The organism is Streptomyces sp. NPDC052109 (assembly GCF_040680195.1).
GTDB lineage: Bacteria > Actinomycetota > Actinomycetes > Streptomycetales > Streptomycetaceae > Streptomyces.
Window position 1 is genome coordinate 233,009 of record NZ_JBFAWF010000002.1, and the last position, 15,170, is coordinate 248,178.

Genomic DNA, 15,170 nt, shown 5'->3' on the forward strand with positions numbered 1-15,170 from the left:
CTCCGCCGTACTCGTTAGGCTCTTCTACCGTGCCCGCGAAGAACGACGGCCCCGAGACGGCCGGACCCCAGAGCAAGTCCGAGCAGACCCGCGCGCTGATCCTCGAGACCGCGATGCGGTTGTTCCAGGAGCGCGGGTACGACAAGACCACCATGCGGGCCATCGCCAAGGAGGCCGGGGTCTCCGTCGGCAACGCGTACTACTACTTCGAGGGCAAGGAACACCTGATCCAGGGCTTCTACGACCGGATCGCCGCCGAGCACCAGGCGGCGGTCCGCGAGGTCCTGGACCGGGAGACCGATCTGGAGGCACGGCTCGCCGGCGTGCTGACCGTCTGGCTCGACATCGCCCGGCCCTACCACGAGTTCGCCGTGCAGTTCTTCAAGAACGCCGCCGACCCGGACAGCCCGCTCAGCCCCTTCTCGCCGGAGAGCGAGCACGCCCGCGAGCAGGCCATCGCCGTCCACCGGGAGGTCCTGGCCGGCTCCAGGTCCAAGGTCGCACCCGAACTGCGGGACGTGCTCCCGGAGTTGATGTGGCTCTCCCAGATGGGCCTCGTCCTGTACTGGATCTTCGACCGCACGGACGGGCGCGAGCGCAGTTACCGCCTCGCCCGGCGGGGGGCCCGGCTGACCGCCCGCGGTGTGGCACTCGCCCGCTTCCGGGTGCTGCGCCCCCTGGTCCTGGAGGTCCACGAGCTGTTCACGGACTTCCTGCCCGGCATGACGAGGGCGCTGCCGGACCCGGGCGGACGGACCAGAGGGCGCGCGCGGAACGAGGACGAGGAGAAGGAGGGCGCCTGATCAGATCCACGTCAGACGCCACAGGCGGAAGACGCCCGTGCCGTCCGTGAGGTACTGACCGCCGCCCACGTCCTCGGTGCTGACCACGTAGTCCTTGCGCTGCCACAGCGGGATCAGCGGGACGTCCTGGGCGACGTCCGTCTGGATGTCCCTGAAGTCGTTCGCGGCCCGGCTGCGGTCGGCGTACTGCTGGCTGTCCAGGATGAGATGGTCGACCACCTTGTTGCTGTACCCGGTGCTCATCGTGGAGCCGGTGCCCACGAGTGCCGCGCCGAAGGTGTCCGGGTCGGGATAGTCGGCCACCCAGCCGACCGCCCACGCGTCCATCTTCCCGGCAGCCCAGCGCTTCTGGAAGTCGGTCCACTCGTACCCCTGGACGTCCACCTTGAACAGGCCGCCCGCCTCCAGCTGCTTCTTCAGCTCCGCGGCCTCCTCCTTGCCCGCGCCGCGGCCGATGCCGTAGCCGAAGGTGAAGCGCACCGGCAGGCTCACCCCGGCCTGGGTCAGCAGCGCGCGTGCCTTCGCGACGCTCTGCGCCGGGTAGTCGTCGAAGAACGAGGTGGTGTGGCCGACGATGCCGGTCGGGATCAGCGAGTACAGCGGGTCGACCGTGCCCTCGTAGACCGTCGAGGCCAGCTGCTCGCGGTTGACCAGCCAGGCCATGGCGCGGCGCACCCGCACGTCGTGCAGCGGCGAGGCGGCGCGGGTGTTGAGATACAGGTTGCGGGTCTCGGCGCTGTCGGACTCGGTGACGCGCTTGTTGGGGTCGCTCGGGTTCAGCTGGGAGAGCACGTCCGGCGGCAGCGTCCGGGTGGCGACGTCGACCTGCCCGGCCTTCCAGGCACTGTTCAGCTTCGCGGAGTCGGCGTAGTAGTGCAGCTCGATCGGCCGGCCGGTGCCGCTGAGATAGCCCCTGTAGTGACCGTTCGGCTGGAGCACGGCCTTCTGGTCCTTGGTGTACGACGTCAGCGTGTACGGCCCCGTGCCGTCGACGGCTGTGCCGGTGCGCAGGGAGTCGGCCGGGTACGTGTCCTTGTCCACGATCGAACCGGCGCCCGTGGCCACCTTGGACGGGAAGGTGGCGTCCGCGGCCGACAGGTGGAAGGTGACGGTGGTCGCGTTGTCGGCGGTCACCGAGGCGAGGTTGGAGAACAGCGACGCCGGGCCGACATCGGAGTTGATCTTCTTGACCCGGTCGAACGAGTACTTCACGTCCTCGGCCGTCATCGCGCGCCCGCTCGGGAAGGTGATCCCGGACCGCAGGGTGCACTGGTACGTCTTCAGGCCGCCGCCCTGGAAGGCACAGCTCCTGGCCGCGTCCGGTACCGGCACCACGCCGTCCGGCTCGAACGTCAGCAGCGACTGGAAGACGTTGCTGAACAAGGCCCAGGAACCGGCGTCGTAGGCACCGGCCGGGTCGAGGTCCGTGACGGCGTCCGTCGTACCGACCGTGATGGTCTTGTTCTTGTTCTCCTGCGACGGCAGCAGCTGCCAGCCGCCGATTCCCACGACCGCCAGCACGAGCAGCGTCACGAGAATGCGCATGCGAACAGATCGCATGGTGGTGCCCTCCCCAGGCCCCTGACGGGCCCTACCCCTGGCCCAGCACGATTTCCGCCACTCCCCCAAGTGGCGCGGCTCACCTAATCACACCTGTTTCAGGTGGGGGAAGGGCTTTCTGACCAGATGTGCAAGAACTTACCGAGGCCTTGTTTCGGCCGGGTTTCACAGCGCCTTCACAGGCGTGGGAGCGGTTCCGCCCGGGCGACGAGCCGGGAGGATGAGGAGTGGGGGCGCGGCGTACGGTCCGCCGCTATGACGTCCGGCGCAGTGCGCGCAGTCCGCGCAACCCGATGACCCCGATGGCCGTCCCCAATACGAAGGAAACGACCGCCAGCAGCAGGTGCACCCAGAAGTACGCGGTCGGGTGACCGCCGTGGAAGGCGAGCCCGCTGCTGTCCTTGACCAGGTTCTTGACGAAAGTGACCCAGATGACCCAGCTCCACACCCCGAAGGCGAGCAGGAACCAGGAGACCGGGCGGCTGAGCTTCATGTCACCAGTATCGCCGTCCCGCATCCGGTCCCGTGTCGGGGGTGGGGAGGGAAGTGGGACTTCACCGGATGTTCCCGGTACGTTCTCGACCGTGTCCGCTCCGAAGAAGACCGGCCGGCGATCCCTGCTGGTCACCTCCGCCGCCCTGGTGTCGCTGTCCGTCACCGCGCCCGCCGCCCTCGCCGCCCCGGGCCCCTCGACGAGCCCGACGGCCACGCCTCCGGCCCGGATGTCGACCGTGGGCGGCGCGCGGCTGGGCCTGCCGGGTACGCAGGTCGATCGCGCGCCGGGGGTCCCGGTACTGCCGAAGGACATCACGGCGCGTTCCTGGATCGTCACCGACGCCGAGTCCGGCGAGGTGCTCGCCGCGCACAACGCGCACTGGCGGCTGCCCCCGGCGAGCACGCTGAAGATGCTGTTCGCTGACACCCTGCTGCCCCGCTTCCCCAAGGAGGAGAAGCACAAGGTGGTGCCCTCCGACCTCGCGGGCATGGGTGCCGGCTCCAGCGTGGTCGGCATAAAGGAGGGGCACACCTACACCGTCCACGACCTGTGGCTCGGAGTCTTCCTGCGCTCGGGCAACGACGCCGTGCACGTGCTGTCCGCGATGAACGAAGGGGTCGCGCAGACCGTCAAGGACATGCAGGGCCACGCGAACGAGCTGCAGGCCGAAGACACCCACGTGGTCTCGCCCGACGGCTACGACGAGCCGGGTCAGCTGTCGTCGGCGTACGACCTGACGCTGTTCGCCCGGTCCGGGCTGCAGAAGAAGGACTTCCGCGACTACTGCTCCACCGTCAGCGCCACGTTCGAGTCCGGTGAGATCCGCAACACCAACCGGCTGCTGAGCGGCGACACCGACGTGCCCGTCTACCAGGGCATCGCGGGCGTGAAGAACGGCAACACCACCAACGCGGGCGCCACCTTCACCGGGGTCGCCGAGCGGAACGGCAAGGTGCTGCTCGTCACCGTGATGCACCCGGAGAAGCCCGAGCACAACGAGGTCTACAAGGAGACGGCCAGGCTGTTCGACTGGGGCTTCCAGGCGGCCGGCAAGGTCAGGCCGGTGGGCGAGCTGGTGCCGCCGAAGAGCGCGCTGCCGAGTCCGGGGGCGAGCGCCTCCGCCGGGCAGCCCTCGGCGACCGCCGGGCCCAGCACCAGTCCGGTGGCCGGCTCCACCGCGGGTTCCGATTCCGGGATCGGCACCGCCGCCGCCATCGCGGGCGGGGCGCTGGTGCTGCTCGTGGCCGCGGCGTTCCTGGTCAATCGCCGGTGGCCGTTGCCGGACCTGATGCGGCGTCGGTCGCGTCCGTGACCCCGGTGCCTTCGGCCTGCATGCTCTGCGTCGCCGTCCAGGAGGCGCAGAACAGCACGAGTTTCGTGGTGAAGTTGATCCACAGCAGCAGCGCCACGGGGACACCGAACGCGCCGTACATGCTCTTCGCGGCAACCCCCTGTATATAGCCGCTGAGCAGTAGTTTCAGCAGTTCGAAGCCGACCGCGCCGAGCAGTGCGGCCACCACCAGGCGGCGGCGCGGCGGCTCGACCCCGGGCAGCAGGGTCAGGATGTAGAGCAGCACGAGGAAGTCGGCGAGCACGGCGACGGCGAACGCGGCGATCCGCAGCAGCACACTGCCCCAGCCGTACTCGGCCAGGCCCAGATGGCGCGAGACCAGCCCCACGGCGGCCGAGGCGAACGTGGACGCGGCGAGCGTGACGAGCAGGGCCCCACCGAGGCCGAGGAGGATGCCGGCGTCCTTGGCCTTGGCGACCACGGGGTTCTGCTGCTGGTCCGGCAGCTCCCACACCGCGCGCAGGCAGTCCCGCACCTGGCCGACCCAGCCGATGCCGGTGAACAGCAGCGCGGCGCCCGCGATGACGCCGACGGTGCCGGCGTTGTCGACGAGCGAGGTGAGGTCGAGCTGGGTGGAGACGACACCCGGGAACTGCTCGGCGATCTTGTGCTCGACGGTCCTCTGCCGGGCCGGGCTGAGCGTGGCGGCGCTGACCGCTGCGGCCACCGTCAGCAGCGGGAACAGCGCCACGAAGCTCACGAACGTCATGGCGGCGGCCAGCCGCGTCCACTTCACCCGATCCAGTCGCTCGTAGCAGTGCCAGGCGTGCGTCTCCGTCAGCCGCACGACGATCGGCCCGATGCCGGGGAGCCTCTTCAGCCAGTCCATGATCCGTCCCTGCCCGTACCGGCGCGCTCGTAAGACATCCCACTAATCACCCGTTGTGTGTACCGGGCGAATGTTCCTTGACCAATCACCCATATAGGGACGATACGGTCACCGACATGCCTGCAGACACGGTGTCCGTCATCCGTCCGCGGACGTACGAGGAGGCCGCGGCCGCCGTCCGTGCGTGCGGGGCGCGGGGCACCATCGCCCGGGGCGGCCCGGGACGGACGGACGAGGACGCGGCCCGCAACGCCGGCGGTGCGGTCCTCGACATGACCGGCCTCGACCGCGTCCACGTCGTCGACGCCGACGAGGGCGTCGTCCTGTGCGGCGCCGGCGTCGGCCTGCCCCGGCTGGCCCAACTCCTGCTCCCCCTCGGCTGGTTCGTACCGGTCGTCCCGGCCACCGGCCAGGTGACGGTCGGCGGCGCGATCGCCGCCGACATCCATGGCGGCAACCACCACGGCTCCGGCGCCTTCTCCCGCCATGTGCTGTCCCTGGAGCTGCTCACCGCCGACGGCGAGGTCCGCGCGGCCACGCCGGGCACCGAGCTGTTCGAGGCGACCGTGGGCGGCCTGGGTCTGACCGGAGTGATCCTCACGGCCACGATCCGGCTGCTTCCGGTGGAGACGGCTTACCTGACCGTCGACACCGAACGCGCCGCCGATCTGGACGACCTGATGGCCCGTCTGGCCGCCGGGCCTCGCTCCCGGTACGGCGCCGCCCGGATCGACCTGACGGCCCGCGGGTCGGCAACCGGACGCGCGATCCTCACCCGTGCCGACCACGCACCTCTCGCCGCGCTCGACGCGCTCGGCGTGGGCACGCGCGCGTGGCGGGCATGGGGCGGTCTCGCCGCGGGCATGCGCGCGCGGCGGCACCCGCTGGTGTACCGCCCCCGCCGCCTCCCCGCCGGATCCGGTCTCGGCCCCGCCGCCGGCCTCCTGGGCGGCATCCGGCACCGCGCGGCGCCACGCGCGCGTACCGGCGAACTCCGGCCGCTGTCCGCCGCCTTGCATCCCCTGGCCGCCGCCCCGTACGGCGACCGCCGCACCGGATGCGTGCGGTACCAGTTCGCCGTCCGTGACGGCCAGGAGGAAACCCTGCACCGCGTCGTGCGCCGCCTCGCCACCCACCGCTGCCCGTCCTTCCACGCCGTCCTCCAGCGCCTCGGGGACGCGGACGCCGGCTGGCTCTCGTTCCCCGTGCCCGGCTGGACACTCGCCCTGGACCTCCCGGCCGCGCTGCCCGGACTCGCGGGGTTCCTCGACGGGCTCGACGAGGAGGTCGCCGCGGCCGGCGGGCGCGTCCGGCTCGCCGGGGGCTCCCGGCTCCGTCCCGACCTGCTCACCGTCATGTACCCACGCACGGCCGACTTCCGCGCCCTGCGGACCCGGCTGGACCCCCTCGGGGTGTTCGTCTCCGACCTCGCCCGCCGACTCGACCTGTAGATCCCCGGATCCCCTCCAGGAGCTGACGTGAAGGACGCCTTCGGTCTCCCCCAGTCCCTGCTCGTCCTCGGCGGCACGTCCGAGATCGCGCTGGCCACCGCGCGCCGGCTGATCGCCCGCCGCGCCCGCACGGTGTGGCTGGCGGGCCGTCCCTCGCCGGCCCTGGAACAGGCCGCCGAGAGCCTGCGGGCGCTCGGCGCGGACGCCCGCACCGTGGACTTCGACGCCCTCGACCCCGAGTCCCACGAGACCGTCCTCGGCAAGGTCTTCGCCGAGGGCGACGTCGACCTGGTGCTGCTCGCCTTCGGCATCCCGGGCGACCAGGCCCATGACGAGCGCGACCCGCTCCGCGCCGTCCAGGTCGCCCGGACCAACTACACCGGAGCCGTCTGCGCCGGCCTGGTCGCCGCACGTGCCCTGCAGACCCAGGGGCACGGCTCCCTGGTGGTCCTGTCCGCCGCCACCGGCGAGCGGCCCCGCCGAGCCGACTTCATCTACGGCTCCAGCAAGGCCGGCCTCGACACCTTCACCCAGGGCCTGGGGGACGCCCTCCACGGCACGGGGGTGCACGTCATGGTCGTACGGCCGGGGCACGTCCACGCGGAGGGGCCGCTCACGACGACGCCGGAGGCGGTGGCCACGGCGATCGAACTGGGCCTGCGCAGACGCTCGGAGGTGGTGTGGGTGCCGGGCGCACTCCGGCTGGTGATGTCAGCGCTGCGACACACACCACGCGCCCTGTTCCGCAGGCTGCCGATCTGACGGCCGGCGCCGGCACCTACCGGCTGACGATCGTCCCGCGTTCGACGTCGGCATGGCCCGTTTGCGACGGAACCACGGATCCCCCGAACGTGTACTCCCGCAACTTCCGCCACACCCCGTCGGCGCCCTGTTCGTAGAGCGCGAACCCCGTGCACGGCCACTGCGCGTCGAAGCCGGCCAGTTCCTCGAAGGCACGGTCCATCGCCGCCTCGTCGATGCCGTGCGCGACGGTGACGTGCGGGTGGTACGGGAACTGCAGCTCGCGCGCCAGCGGCCCGGAGGCGTCCCGCACCCGCTGCTGCAGCAGGGTGCAGTCGTCGGCGCCCTGGACGACACGGACGTAGACCACCGGGGACAGGGGACGGAACGTGCCGGTGCCGGACAGCCGCATCGGGAACGGCCGGCCGGCCGCGGCGACCTCGGTGAGATACGCATCGACGCCCGGCAGCTCGGTCGCGTCGACCTCAGTCGGCGGCAGCAGCGTGACATGCGTGGGAATGCCGTGAGCCGCGGCGTCGCCGAAGCCCGCGCGCCGCTCCTGGAGCAGGCTGCCGTGAGGCTCCGGGACCGCGATCGACACGCCGATCGTTACGGTCCCCACGTCGTCTCCTGTCGTCACGTCCGTCGTCTTCTTCGGCCGTCTCGTCCGGGCCGTCGGATATCGACTGTACGGCTATGGATGTCCTGTGGGCAGGCGCAGCGGAAGTGATGTGCAGCGCTCCGCCCACTCGGACGTGTGTACGGTCGTGCGCCGCGGCGCCGGTCCGTGCTTCTCAGTGCTTCGCCGACAGGAATCCCACCCGGTCGTAGGCCTGCGCGAGCGTCTCGGCGGCGACCGCGCGCGCCTTCTCCGCGCCCTTGGCGAGGATCGAGTCGAGCGTCTCGGAGTCGTCCAGGTACTGCTGGGTGCGCTCCCGGAACGGCGTCACGAACTCGACCATGACATCGGCGAGGTCGGTCTTGAGGGCGCCGTACATCTTGCCCTCGTACGCCCGCTCCAGCTCGGCGATCGGTGTGCCGGTGAGGGTGGAGTAGATGGTGAGGAGGTTCGACACGCCCGGCTTGGCCTCCGCGTCGTAGCGGATCACGGTGTCGGTGTCGGTGACGGCGCTCTTGACCTTCTTGGCGGTGGTCTTCGGCTCGTCGAGCAGGTTGATCAGGCCCTTCGGCGTGGACGCCGACTTGCTCATCTTGATCGACGGGTCCTGGAGGTCGTAGATCTTCGCCGTCTCCTTGAGGATGTACGGCGACGGGATGACGAAGGTGTCGCCGAAGCGGCCGTTGAAACGCTCGGCGAGGTCGCGGGTCAGCTCGATGTGCTGGCGCTGGTCCTCGCCGACCGGCACCTCGTTCGCCTGGTAGAGGAGGATGTCCGCGACCTGCAGGATCGGGTACGTGAACAGGCCGACGGAGGCGCGGTCGGCGCCCTGCTTGGCGGACTTGTCCTTGAACTGGGTCATGCGGCTCGCCTCGCCGAAGCCGGTGAGGCAGTTCATGATCCAGGCGAGCTGGGCGTGCTCGGGGACGTGGCTCTGGACGAAGAGCGTGCAGCGGTCCGGGTCCAGACCGGCGGCCAGCAGCTGCGCGGCGGCGAGCCGGGTGTTGGCCCGCAGCTCCTTCGGGTCCTGCGGGACCGTGATCGCGTGCAGGTCGACGACCATGTAGAACGCGTCGTGGGACTCCTGCAGGGCCACCCACTGGCGGACGGCGCCGAGGTAGTTGCCGAGGTGGAACGAGCCGGCGGTGGGCTGGATGCCGGAGAGCACGCGGGGGCGATCAGCAGTGGCCATGTTTTTCATTGTCGCAGAGAGCTCGGGGGGTTCCGTGCGTGGGGAACTGCGCGATCGCCGTGGTCGACCGCGCGGTTCCCCGCGCCCTCACCGGGTGCTTCAGCCCAGGTCGACCTGCGGATACAGCGGGAAGCCCGCCACCAGGTCCGTCGCCCGCCGCGCGATCTCCTGCGCCACCTTCTCGTCCAGGACATGGGCCGCCTTGCTCGGCGCGCCCGACTTCGTGGTGCCCGGCTCGGTGGTGGTCAGGACGCGGTCGATCAGGCCCGCGACCTCGTCCATCTCGGCCGTGCCGAGGCCCCGGGTGGTCAGCGCCGGGGTGCCGACGCGGATGCCGGAGGTGTACCAGGCGCCGTTCGGGTCGGCCGGGATCGCGTTGCGGTTGGTGACGATGCCGGAGTCGAGGAGGGCGGACTCGGCCTGGCGGCCGGTGAGGCCGTAGGAGGTGGCGACGTCGATCAGGTTGAGGTGGTTGTCGGTGCCGCCGGTGACCAGGGTGGCGCCCCGGCGCATCAGGCCCTCCGCCAGCGCGCGCGAGTTGTCCACGATCCGCTGGGCGTAGTCCTGGAACGCGGGCTGCCTGGCCTCGGCCAGGGCGACGGCCTTGGCGGCCATGACGTGCGGGAGCGGGCCCCCGAGGACCATCGGGCAGCCGCGGTCGACCTGGTCCTTGAGGGAGTCGTCGCACAGGACCATGCCGCCGCGCGGGCCGCGCAGCGACTTGTGGGTGGTGGTCGTCACGATCTGGGCGTGCGGGACCGGGTCGAAGTCGCCGGTCAGCACCTTGCCCGCCACCAGGCCGGCGAAGTGCGCCATGTCGACCATGAGCGTCGCGCCGACCTCGTCGGCGATCTCGCGCATGATCCGGAAGTTCACCAGACGGGGGTACGCCGAGTAGCCCGCGACGATGATCAGCGGCTTGAACTCGCGGGCCTGGGCGCGCAGGGCCTCGTAGTCGATGAGGCCGGTGGCCGCGTCGGTGCCGTAGGAACGCTGGTCGAACATCTTGCCGGAGATGTTCGGGCGGAAGCCGTGGGTGAGGTGACCGCCCGCGTCCAGGGACATGCCGAGCATCCGCTGGTTGCCGAAGGCCTGGCGCAGCTCCGCCCAGTCGGCCTCGGAGAGGTCGTTGACCTGGCGGGCGCCGGCCTTCTCCAGGAAGGGGGCCTCGACCCGGTCGGCGAGGACGGCCCAGAAGGCGACCAGGTTGGCGTCGATGCCGGAGTGCGGCTGGACGTAGGCGTGGCGGGCGCCGAAGAGCTCGCGGGCGTGCTCGGCGGCCAGCGCCTCGACGGTGTCCACGTTGCGGCAGCCGGCGTAGAAGCGGCGGCCGACGGTGCCCTCGGCGTACTTGTCGCTGAACCAGTTGCCCATGGCGAGCAGGGTGGCCGGGGAGGCGTAGTTCTCGGAGGCGATCAGCTTGAGCATCTCGCGCTGGTCGGCGACCTCCTGGCCGATGGCGTCGGCGACGCGCGGCTCGACGGCACGGATCACGTCGAGGGCGGCGCGGAAGGCGGTGGACTCGGTGGACAGGGGCTGCTGCTCGGGCATGAGGACCTCCGGACGGTGTGCGTACAGCGTTCACGTACGGCCCAGGCGCACGGCACACATCACGCTCGGGCCGCTCCCCGATGGTCCGTCCCATCCCAGCGCGCCAGTCACGGCCCGCTGATCAGCCTACCGGGCGCGCCGGAGCGCGCAGATCCCGCGTCCACCATGCGAGCGAGGATAGGAAGGGGGCACCGCCGTCTCCGGGAGAGGCCATGACCGCTGCAGAAGACCTCATCACCGCCGCCGAAGCGCACTGTGCGCCCACCTACCGCCCGCTGCCGGTCGTCGTGGCCACGGCGGAGGGGGCCTGGATGACGGATGTGGAGGGGCGGCGCTATCTGGATCTGCTCGCCGGATACTCGGCGCTCAACTTCGGGCACGGCAACCGGCGCCTGATCGAGGCGGCGAAGGCCCAGCTGGAGCGGGTGACGCTGACGTCCCGCGCCTTTCTGCACGACCGGTTCGCCGCGTTCTGCACGGAGCTCGCCGAGCTGTGCGGGATGGAGATGGTGCTGCCGATGAACACCGGCGTGGAGGCGGTGGAGAGCGCGGTGAAGACGGCCCGGAAGTGGGGGTACCGGGTGAAGGGGGTGCCAGCGGAGATGGCGAAGATCGTGGTCGCGGGCGGCAACTTCCACGGCCGTACGACGACAGTGATCAGCTTCTCCACCGATCCCGACGCCCGGGCGGACTTCGGGCCGTACACGCCCGGCTTCCAGATCGTGCCGTACGGCGACCTGACGGCGATGCGCGAGGCGCTCACCGAGAACACCGTCGCCGTGCTGCTGGAGCCGATCCAGGGCGAGAACGGGGTGATCGTGCCGCCGGCCGGCTACCTCCCGGCGGTCCGGGAACTGACCCGGGAGCGGAACGTGCTCTTCGTCGCCGACGAGATCCAGTCGGGTCTCGGCCGGACCGGGCGGACCTTCGCGTGCGAGCACGAGGGCGTGGTCCCGGACATGTACGTGCTGGGCAAGGCGCTGGGCGGCGGGATCGTGCCGGTGTCGGCGGTGGTGTCGAGCGCGGAGGTGCTCGGGGTGTTCCGGCCGGGCGAGCACGGGTCGACGTTCGGCGGGAATCCGCTGGCCTGCGCGGTGGCGCTGGAGGTGATCGCGATGCTGCGCACGGGCGAGTTCCAGGCCCGGGCGGCGGAACTGGGCGGGCGGATGCACCGGACGCTGGCGGCACTGCCGGCCACGGGCACGGTGACGGCGGTGCGCGGGCGCGGGCTGTGGGCGGGCCTGGACATCGCGCCGGGGATCGGCACGGGCAGGGAGGTCTCGGAGCGGCTGATGGACCGCGGGGTGCTGGTGAAGGACACCCACGGCCACACGGTACGGATCGCCCCGCCGCTGGTGATCGATGAGGCGGACCTGGACTGGGGACTGGAGCAGCTGGCGGCCGTGCTGGGCGCCTAGCCAGGCCCTGTCGTCCGATGAGTTCCGCCTCGCCGCGTCGTCTGCATGGTGGGAACGTCCCCCCTTCCGCGCCTGTGGAAGGCCCGAGATGACAAGGAGCGTGCGGACCGTGGGCCACGACAACGTGAGCGCCGCCCTGACGGTCGCCGTGCCCGCCGCGAGGGTGTTCGCGGTGCTGGCGGACCCGACGACCCACTCGGCGATCGACGGCACCGGCTGGGTTCGGGAAGCTGTCGACCGGGCACCGCTGACCGAGGTGGGGCAGGTGTTCCGGATGGACATGTACCACGCCGGCCATCCGAACGGTGACTACCAGGTCGCCAACAAGGTCCAGGTGCTCGACCCGCCGCGCGCCATCGGCTGGCTGACGGGGCAGGACAAGGGCGACGGCCACCTGGAGTTCGGCGGCTGGATCTGGCGGTACGACCTCGCGCCGCTCGGTCCGTCCGCGACCGAGGTGACGCTGACCTACGACTGGTCGGCGGTGCCGCGGTCCATCCGGGAGTACCTCAGGTTCCCGCCGTTCGGCCCCGGGCATCTCGTTCACTCGCTGCACCACCTGGCCGAGCTCGTCTCCGGGTAGGTGATGTGGCCGCCGCCCGGAGGACGGTCACGTCGAGGACGCGGGCTCGAGGATCACGTGCGGCAGGAAGCGGGCGTACTCGTCGGTGACCAGGCCCGAGGATTCGCGGATCCCCAGGCCCGCCGGTTCGTCACGGACGACCCAGGCGCCGAGGACGACGTGGTTGCCGTCGAAGGCGGGCAGGGGCGCCAGCTGCTGGTAGCAGCAGGGCTCGTCGCGGAGTACGGCGGGTGAGCCGGGCGCGTGCACGATGACGCCCTCGCCCTCGCGGCCGAGCAGGGGCTTGGAGACGTACCCCGGTCCGGCGGCCAGCTCGCGGGGGCCGTCGAGGTAGGCGGGCAGGAGGTTGGGGTGGCCGGGGTACAGCTCCCAGAGGATCGCCAGCAGGGCCTTGTTGCTCAGCAGCATCTTCCAGGCGGGCTCGATCCACAGGGTGCTGCCGCTGCCGCCGCCGTTGTCCAGGGTGTCCAGGACGTGTCCGCCGAAGGCGTCGGTGGTGAGCCACTCCCAGGGATAGAGCTTGAAGATACCGCGGATGAAACGCAGACGGTTGTCGACGAAACGGCCGGAGAGGCTGTCCCAGCCGATCTCCTCCATGGACAGCCAGTCGGTGTCGAGGCCGGCCTGTTCGGCGGTCTCCTTCAGATAGGCGACCGTCATCAGGTCCTCGCCGAGTTCGTCGGCCGAGGAGTGCGCGAAGTGCAGGGGGCCGCCGGGCGGGAGGAGCGGGGCCTGGGACCGCCAGGCGTCGACGAGGCGTTCGTGCAGGGAGTTCCACTGGTCGGCGCCGGGAAAGCGCTCCTCCATCCAGAACCACTGGGGTGAGGCGGCCTCGACCAGCGAGGTCGGGGTGTCGGCGTTGTACTCCAGCAGCTTGGCCGGGCCCGTGCCGTCGTAGCGGAGGTCGAACCGGCCGTAGACGGAGGGGAGTTCGTCCCGTCGGCGCCAGGCCTCGGTGACCGCGGCGGCCACCCGCGGGTCGGTGATGCCGAGGTCGGCGAGGCGGTCCTCGGCCACGAGGTGCCCGGCGGCCGCGAGGCACATGCGGTGCAGTTCCTCGACGGTCTCCTCCAGTGCCTCGATCTCCTCCAGGCCGAAGACGTAGTAGGCGCTCTCGTCCCAGTAGGGGCGCAGCGAGCCGTCCGGGTGGCGGGTGAGCGGGTAGACGAGGCCCTGTTCCTCGACGGTCTGCTGCCAGCCGGGGCGCGGGGTGGTGGTACGGCGTTCCATGGGGGCCTTCCGGTCAGCCGCCGGAGCTGTGGTGGCCGCCGCCGAAGCCGCCGCGGTGGACTCCGTGACCGCCGGAGGAGCCCGAGGAGCCGCGGTGGGGCTTGGTGAAGGAGCCGCCGTCCACCCAGGAGCCCTTCTTCTTGCCGCCGTAGTACCAGGAGCCGTTCACGGACGTCTTGATCGACGTGGTCTTGCAGTTCTTGTCGGAGACGACCTTGTAGCCCTTGGCGAGGTTGTAGCTGTCGCGGTCGACGCAGCGCTTGGCCGGGTCGGACGAGCAGGCGGTCAGAGCGGCGGCCAGCAGGCCCATGCCGCCGAGGACGACCGTGCCGGAGCGCAGCCGCCGACGGGTCTCAGCCATGTTCGTATCCCCCGTGTCCGTGTCCGTGTCGGAGTGACCTGATGCCGGCGGTCAGCCTAGAGAACGGTAAGAGCCCAGGCCACAGGGGGTGGCCGGATCGGTGGTCTCCTAGAGTCCCTTTGTGTTCTTTGGAATGGTGTGCGCCCTCGGCGCGGCGGTCTGCTTCGGCACCGCGACGGTGTTGCAGGCGGTGGCCGCGCGAGAGGCCGGTACGGGCGGCGGGGGTGAGGCGGCACTGCTGCTGCGGGCGCTGCGGCAGTGGCGGTACATCGCCGGACTCGCGCTGGACGGACTGGGCTTCCTGTTTCAGATCGCGGCGCTGCGGTCCCTCCCCATCTACGCCGTCAGCGCGGCCCTGGCGGCGAGTCTGGCGGTGACCGCGGTGGTGGCGGCGCGGCTGCTGCGCGTGCGACTCAGCGGCACCGAGTGGGGGGCGGTGGCCGTGGTGTGCGCCGGGCTCGGCATGCTGGGGCTGGCGTCCGGGCCGGAGGGGAGCCAGGACGGGTCGGACGCGTTGCGGTACGTGATGCTCGCGGTGGCGATCGGGATGCTGCTGCTCGCGCTGGCGGGCGGGCGGCTGTCCGGGCCGGGCCGGGCCCTGGCCCTCGGTCTCGGGGCCGGGTTCGGGTTCGGGGTGGTGGAGGTCTCGGTGCGGCTGATCGACAGCCTGGCGCCACTGGACCTGCTGGCCAACCCGGCGACCTACGCGCTGCTGCTCGGCGGAGGCGCCGCGTTCATGCTGCTGACGTCGGCTCTTCAGCGGGGCTCGGTGACCACCGCGACCGCCGGGATGGTGATCGGGGAGACGATCGGGCCCGCGGCGGTGGGCGTGGTGTGGCTGGGAGACCGCACGAGGGAGGGGCTGACCTGGCTGGCGGTCCTGGGGTTCGCGGTGGCCGTGGCGGGGGCGCTGGCGCTCGCGCGCTTCGGGGAGGCGCCGGTGGAGGAACCCCCGGGCGCCTAGACCCTGTCGTCGAACTCCTGT

General features: G+C 71.3%; 15 protein-coding genes and 1 riboswitch. Of the genes, 7 read left to right on the forward strand and 8 right to left on the reverse strand.

All coding sequences use genetic code 11. The features are described from left to right. The first annotated feature begins 29 nt into the window (after window positions 1–29). Complete coding sequence (locus AB0L59_RS06605) at window positions 30–803, forward strand: TetR family transcriptional regulator (protein WP_365580036.1); 774 nt, start codon at window positions 30–32, stop codon at window positions 801–803. On the opposite strand, the gene AB0L59_RS06610 is transcribed toward AB0L59_RS06605, so the two are convergent. Further along, window positions 804–2,348, reverse strand: coding sequence for an ABC transporter substrate-binding protein (locus AB0L59_RS06610; RefSeq protein ID WP_365580038.1), 1,545 nt, complete (start codon window positions 2,346–2,348; stop codon window positions 804–806). 268 nt (window positions 2,349–2,616) lie between these two features. Next, on the reverse strand, window positions 2,617–2,856 hold the full coding sequence (locus AB0L59_RS06615; RefSeq protein ID WP_365580041.1) for a hypothetical protein: 240 nt from the start codon (window positions 2,854–2,856) through the stop codon (window positions 2,617–2,619). 91 nt (window positions 2,857–2,947) lie between these two features. Here AB0L59_RS06615 and AB0L59_RS06620 point away from each other — a divergent pair, with 91 nt between their 5' ends. After that, window positions 2,948–4,171 carry a D-alanyl-D-alanine carboxypeptidase gene (locus AB0L59_RS06620; RefSeq protein ID WP_365580044.1) on the forward strand — a complete coding sequence of 408 codons (1,224 nt, stop codon included), beginning with the start codon at window positions 2,948–2,950 and terminating at the stop codon, window positions 4,169–4,171. Here the strand turns inward: AB0L59_RS06620 and AB0L59_RS06625 are convergent. Beyond that, a complete protein-coding gene (locus AB0L59_RS06625) occupies window positions 4,119–5,039 on the reverse strand; it encodes a YihY/virulence factor BrkB family protein (RefSeq protein ID WP_365580047.1) in 921 nt (306 codons plus the stop codon). The two genes, AB0L59_RS06620 and AB0L59_RS06625, sit on opposite strands and share 53 nt — an antisense overlap. Window positions 5,040–5,155: 116 nt before the next feature. Between AB0L59_RS06625 and AB0L59_RS06630 the strand changes: the two genes are divergently transcribed. Beyond that, window positions 5,156–6,490, forward strand: a complete 1,335-nt coding sequence (locus AB0L59_RS06630; RefSeq protein WP_365580049.1) for an FAD-binding oxidoreductase — start codon at window positions 5,156–5,158, stop codon at window positions 6,488–6,490. A gap of 27 nt (window positions 6,491–6,517) precedes the next feature. Continuing rightward, a complete protein-coding gene (locus tag AB0L59_RS06635) occupies window positions 6,518–7,252 on the forward strand; it encodes a decaprenylphospho-beta-D-erythro-pentofuranosid-2-ulose 2-reductase (protein WP_365580052.1) in 735 nt (244 codons plus the stop codon). A 16-nt stretch (window positions 7,253–7,268) separates the two neighbouring features. On the opposite strand, the gene AB0L59_RS06640 is transcribed toward AB0L59_RS06635, so the two are convergent. The 3 genes from AB0L59_RS06640 to AB0L59_RS06650 form a co-directional block, all read right to left on the reverse strand. Continuing rightward, window positions 7,269–7,853: a 2'-5' RNA ligase family protein gene (locus tag AB0L59_RS06640; RefSeq protein WP_365580055.1), complete on the reverse strand. Its 585-nt coding sequence runs from the start codon at window positions 7,851–7,853 to the stop codon at window positions 7,269–7,271. Between the two features lie 172 nt (window positions 7,854–8,025). Beyond that, the gene (gene trpS / locus AB0L59_RS06645; protein WP_365580058.1) at window positions 8,026–9,042 is read right to left on the reverse strand and encodes a tryptophan--tRNA ligase; all 1,017 of its coding nucleotides are present in this window, start codon (window positions 9,040–9,042) and stop codon (window positions 8,026–8,028) included. A 99-nt stretch (window positions 9,043–9,141) separates the two neighbouring features. Next, window positions 9,142–10,593 carry a glycine hydroxymethyltransferase gene (locus AB0L59_RS06650; RefSeq protein ID WP_365580061.1) on the reverse strand — a complete coding sequence of 484 codons (1,452 nt, stop codon included), beginning with the start codon at window positions 10,591–10,593 and terminating at the stop codon, window positions 9,142–9,144. Between the two features lie 32 nt (window positions 10,594–10,625). Next, window positions 10,626–10,714: riboswitch (ZMP/ZTP riboswitch) on the reverse strand. Window positions 10,715–10,805: 91 nt separating this feature from the next. Between AB0L59_RS06650 and rocD the strand changes: the two genes are divergently transcribed. Further along, window positions 10,806–12,011: an ornithine--oxo-acid transaminase gene (gene rocD / locus AB0L59_RS06655; RefSeq protein ID WP_365580064.1), complete on the forward strand. Its 1,206-nt coding sequence runs from the start codon at window positions 10,806–10,808 to the stop codon at window positions 12,009–12,011. 109 nt (window positions 12,012–12,120) lie between these two features. Beyond that, the gene (locus AB0L59_RS06660) at window positions 12,121–12,594 is read left to right on the forward strand and encodes a polyketide cyclase (protein WP_365580067.1); all 474 of its coding nucleotides are present in this window, start codon (window positions 12,121–12,123) and stop codon (window positions 12,592–12,594) included. A gap of 27 nt (window positions 12,595–12,621) precedes the next feature. Here AB0L59_RS06660 and AB0L59_RS06665 read toward each other — a convergent pair whose 3' ends face one another. After that, window positions 12,622–13,824, reverse strand: a complete 1,203-nt coding sequence (locus AB0L59_RS06665) for a glutathionylspermidine synthase family protein (protein WP_365580069.1) — start codon at window positions 13,822–13,824, stop codon at window positions 12,622–12,624. Window positions 13,825–13,837: 13 nt separating this feature from the next. Then, window positions 13,838–14,185 (reverse strand): hypothetical protein, encoded by a 348-nt coding sequence (locus AB0L59_RS06670; protein ID WP_365580071.1) that lies wholly within the window; start codon window positions 14,183–14,185, stop codon window positions 13,838–13,840. A gap of 133 nt (window positions 14,186–14,318) precedes the next feature. On the opposite strand from AB0L59_RS06670, the gene AB0L59_RS06675 reads away from it, so the two are divergent. After that, window positions 14,319–15,149 carry a DMT family transporter gene (locus tag AB0L59_RS06675; protein WP_365580950.1) on the forward strand — a complete coding sequence of 277 codons (831 nt, stop codon included), beginning with the start codon at window positions 14,319–14,321 and terminating at the stop codon, window positions 15,147–15,149. The last annotated feature ends 21 nt before the right edge of the window (window positions 15,150–15,170 follow it).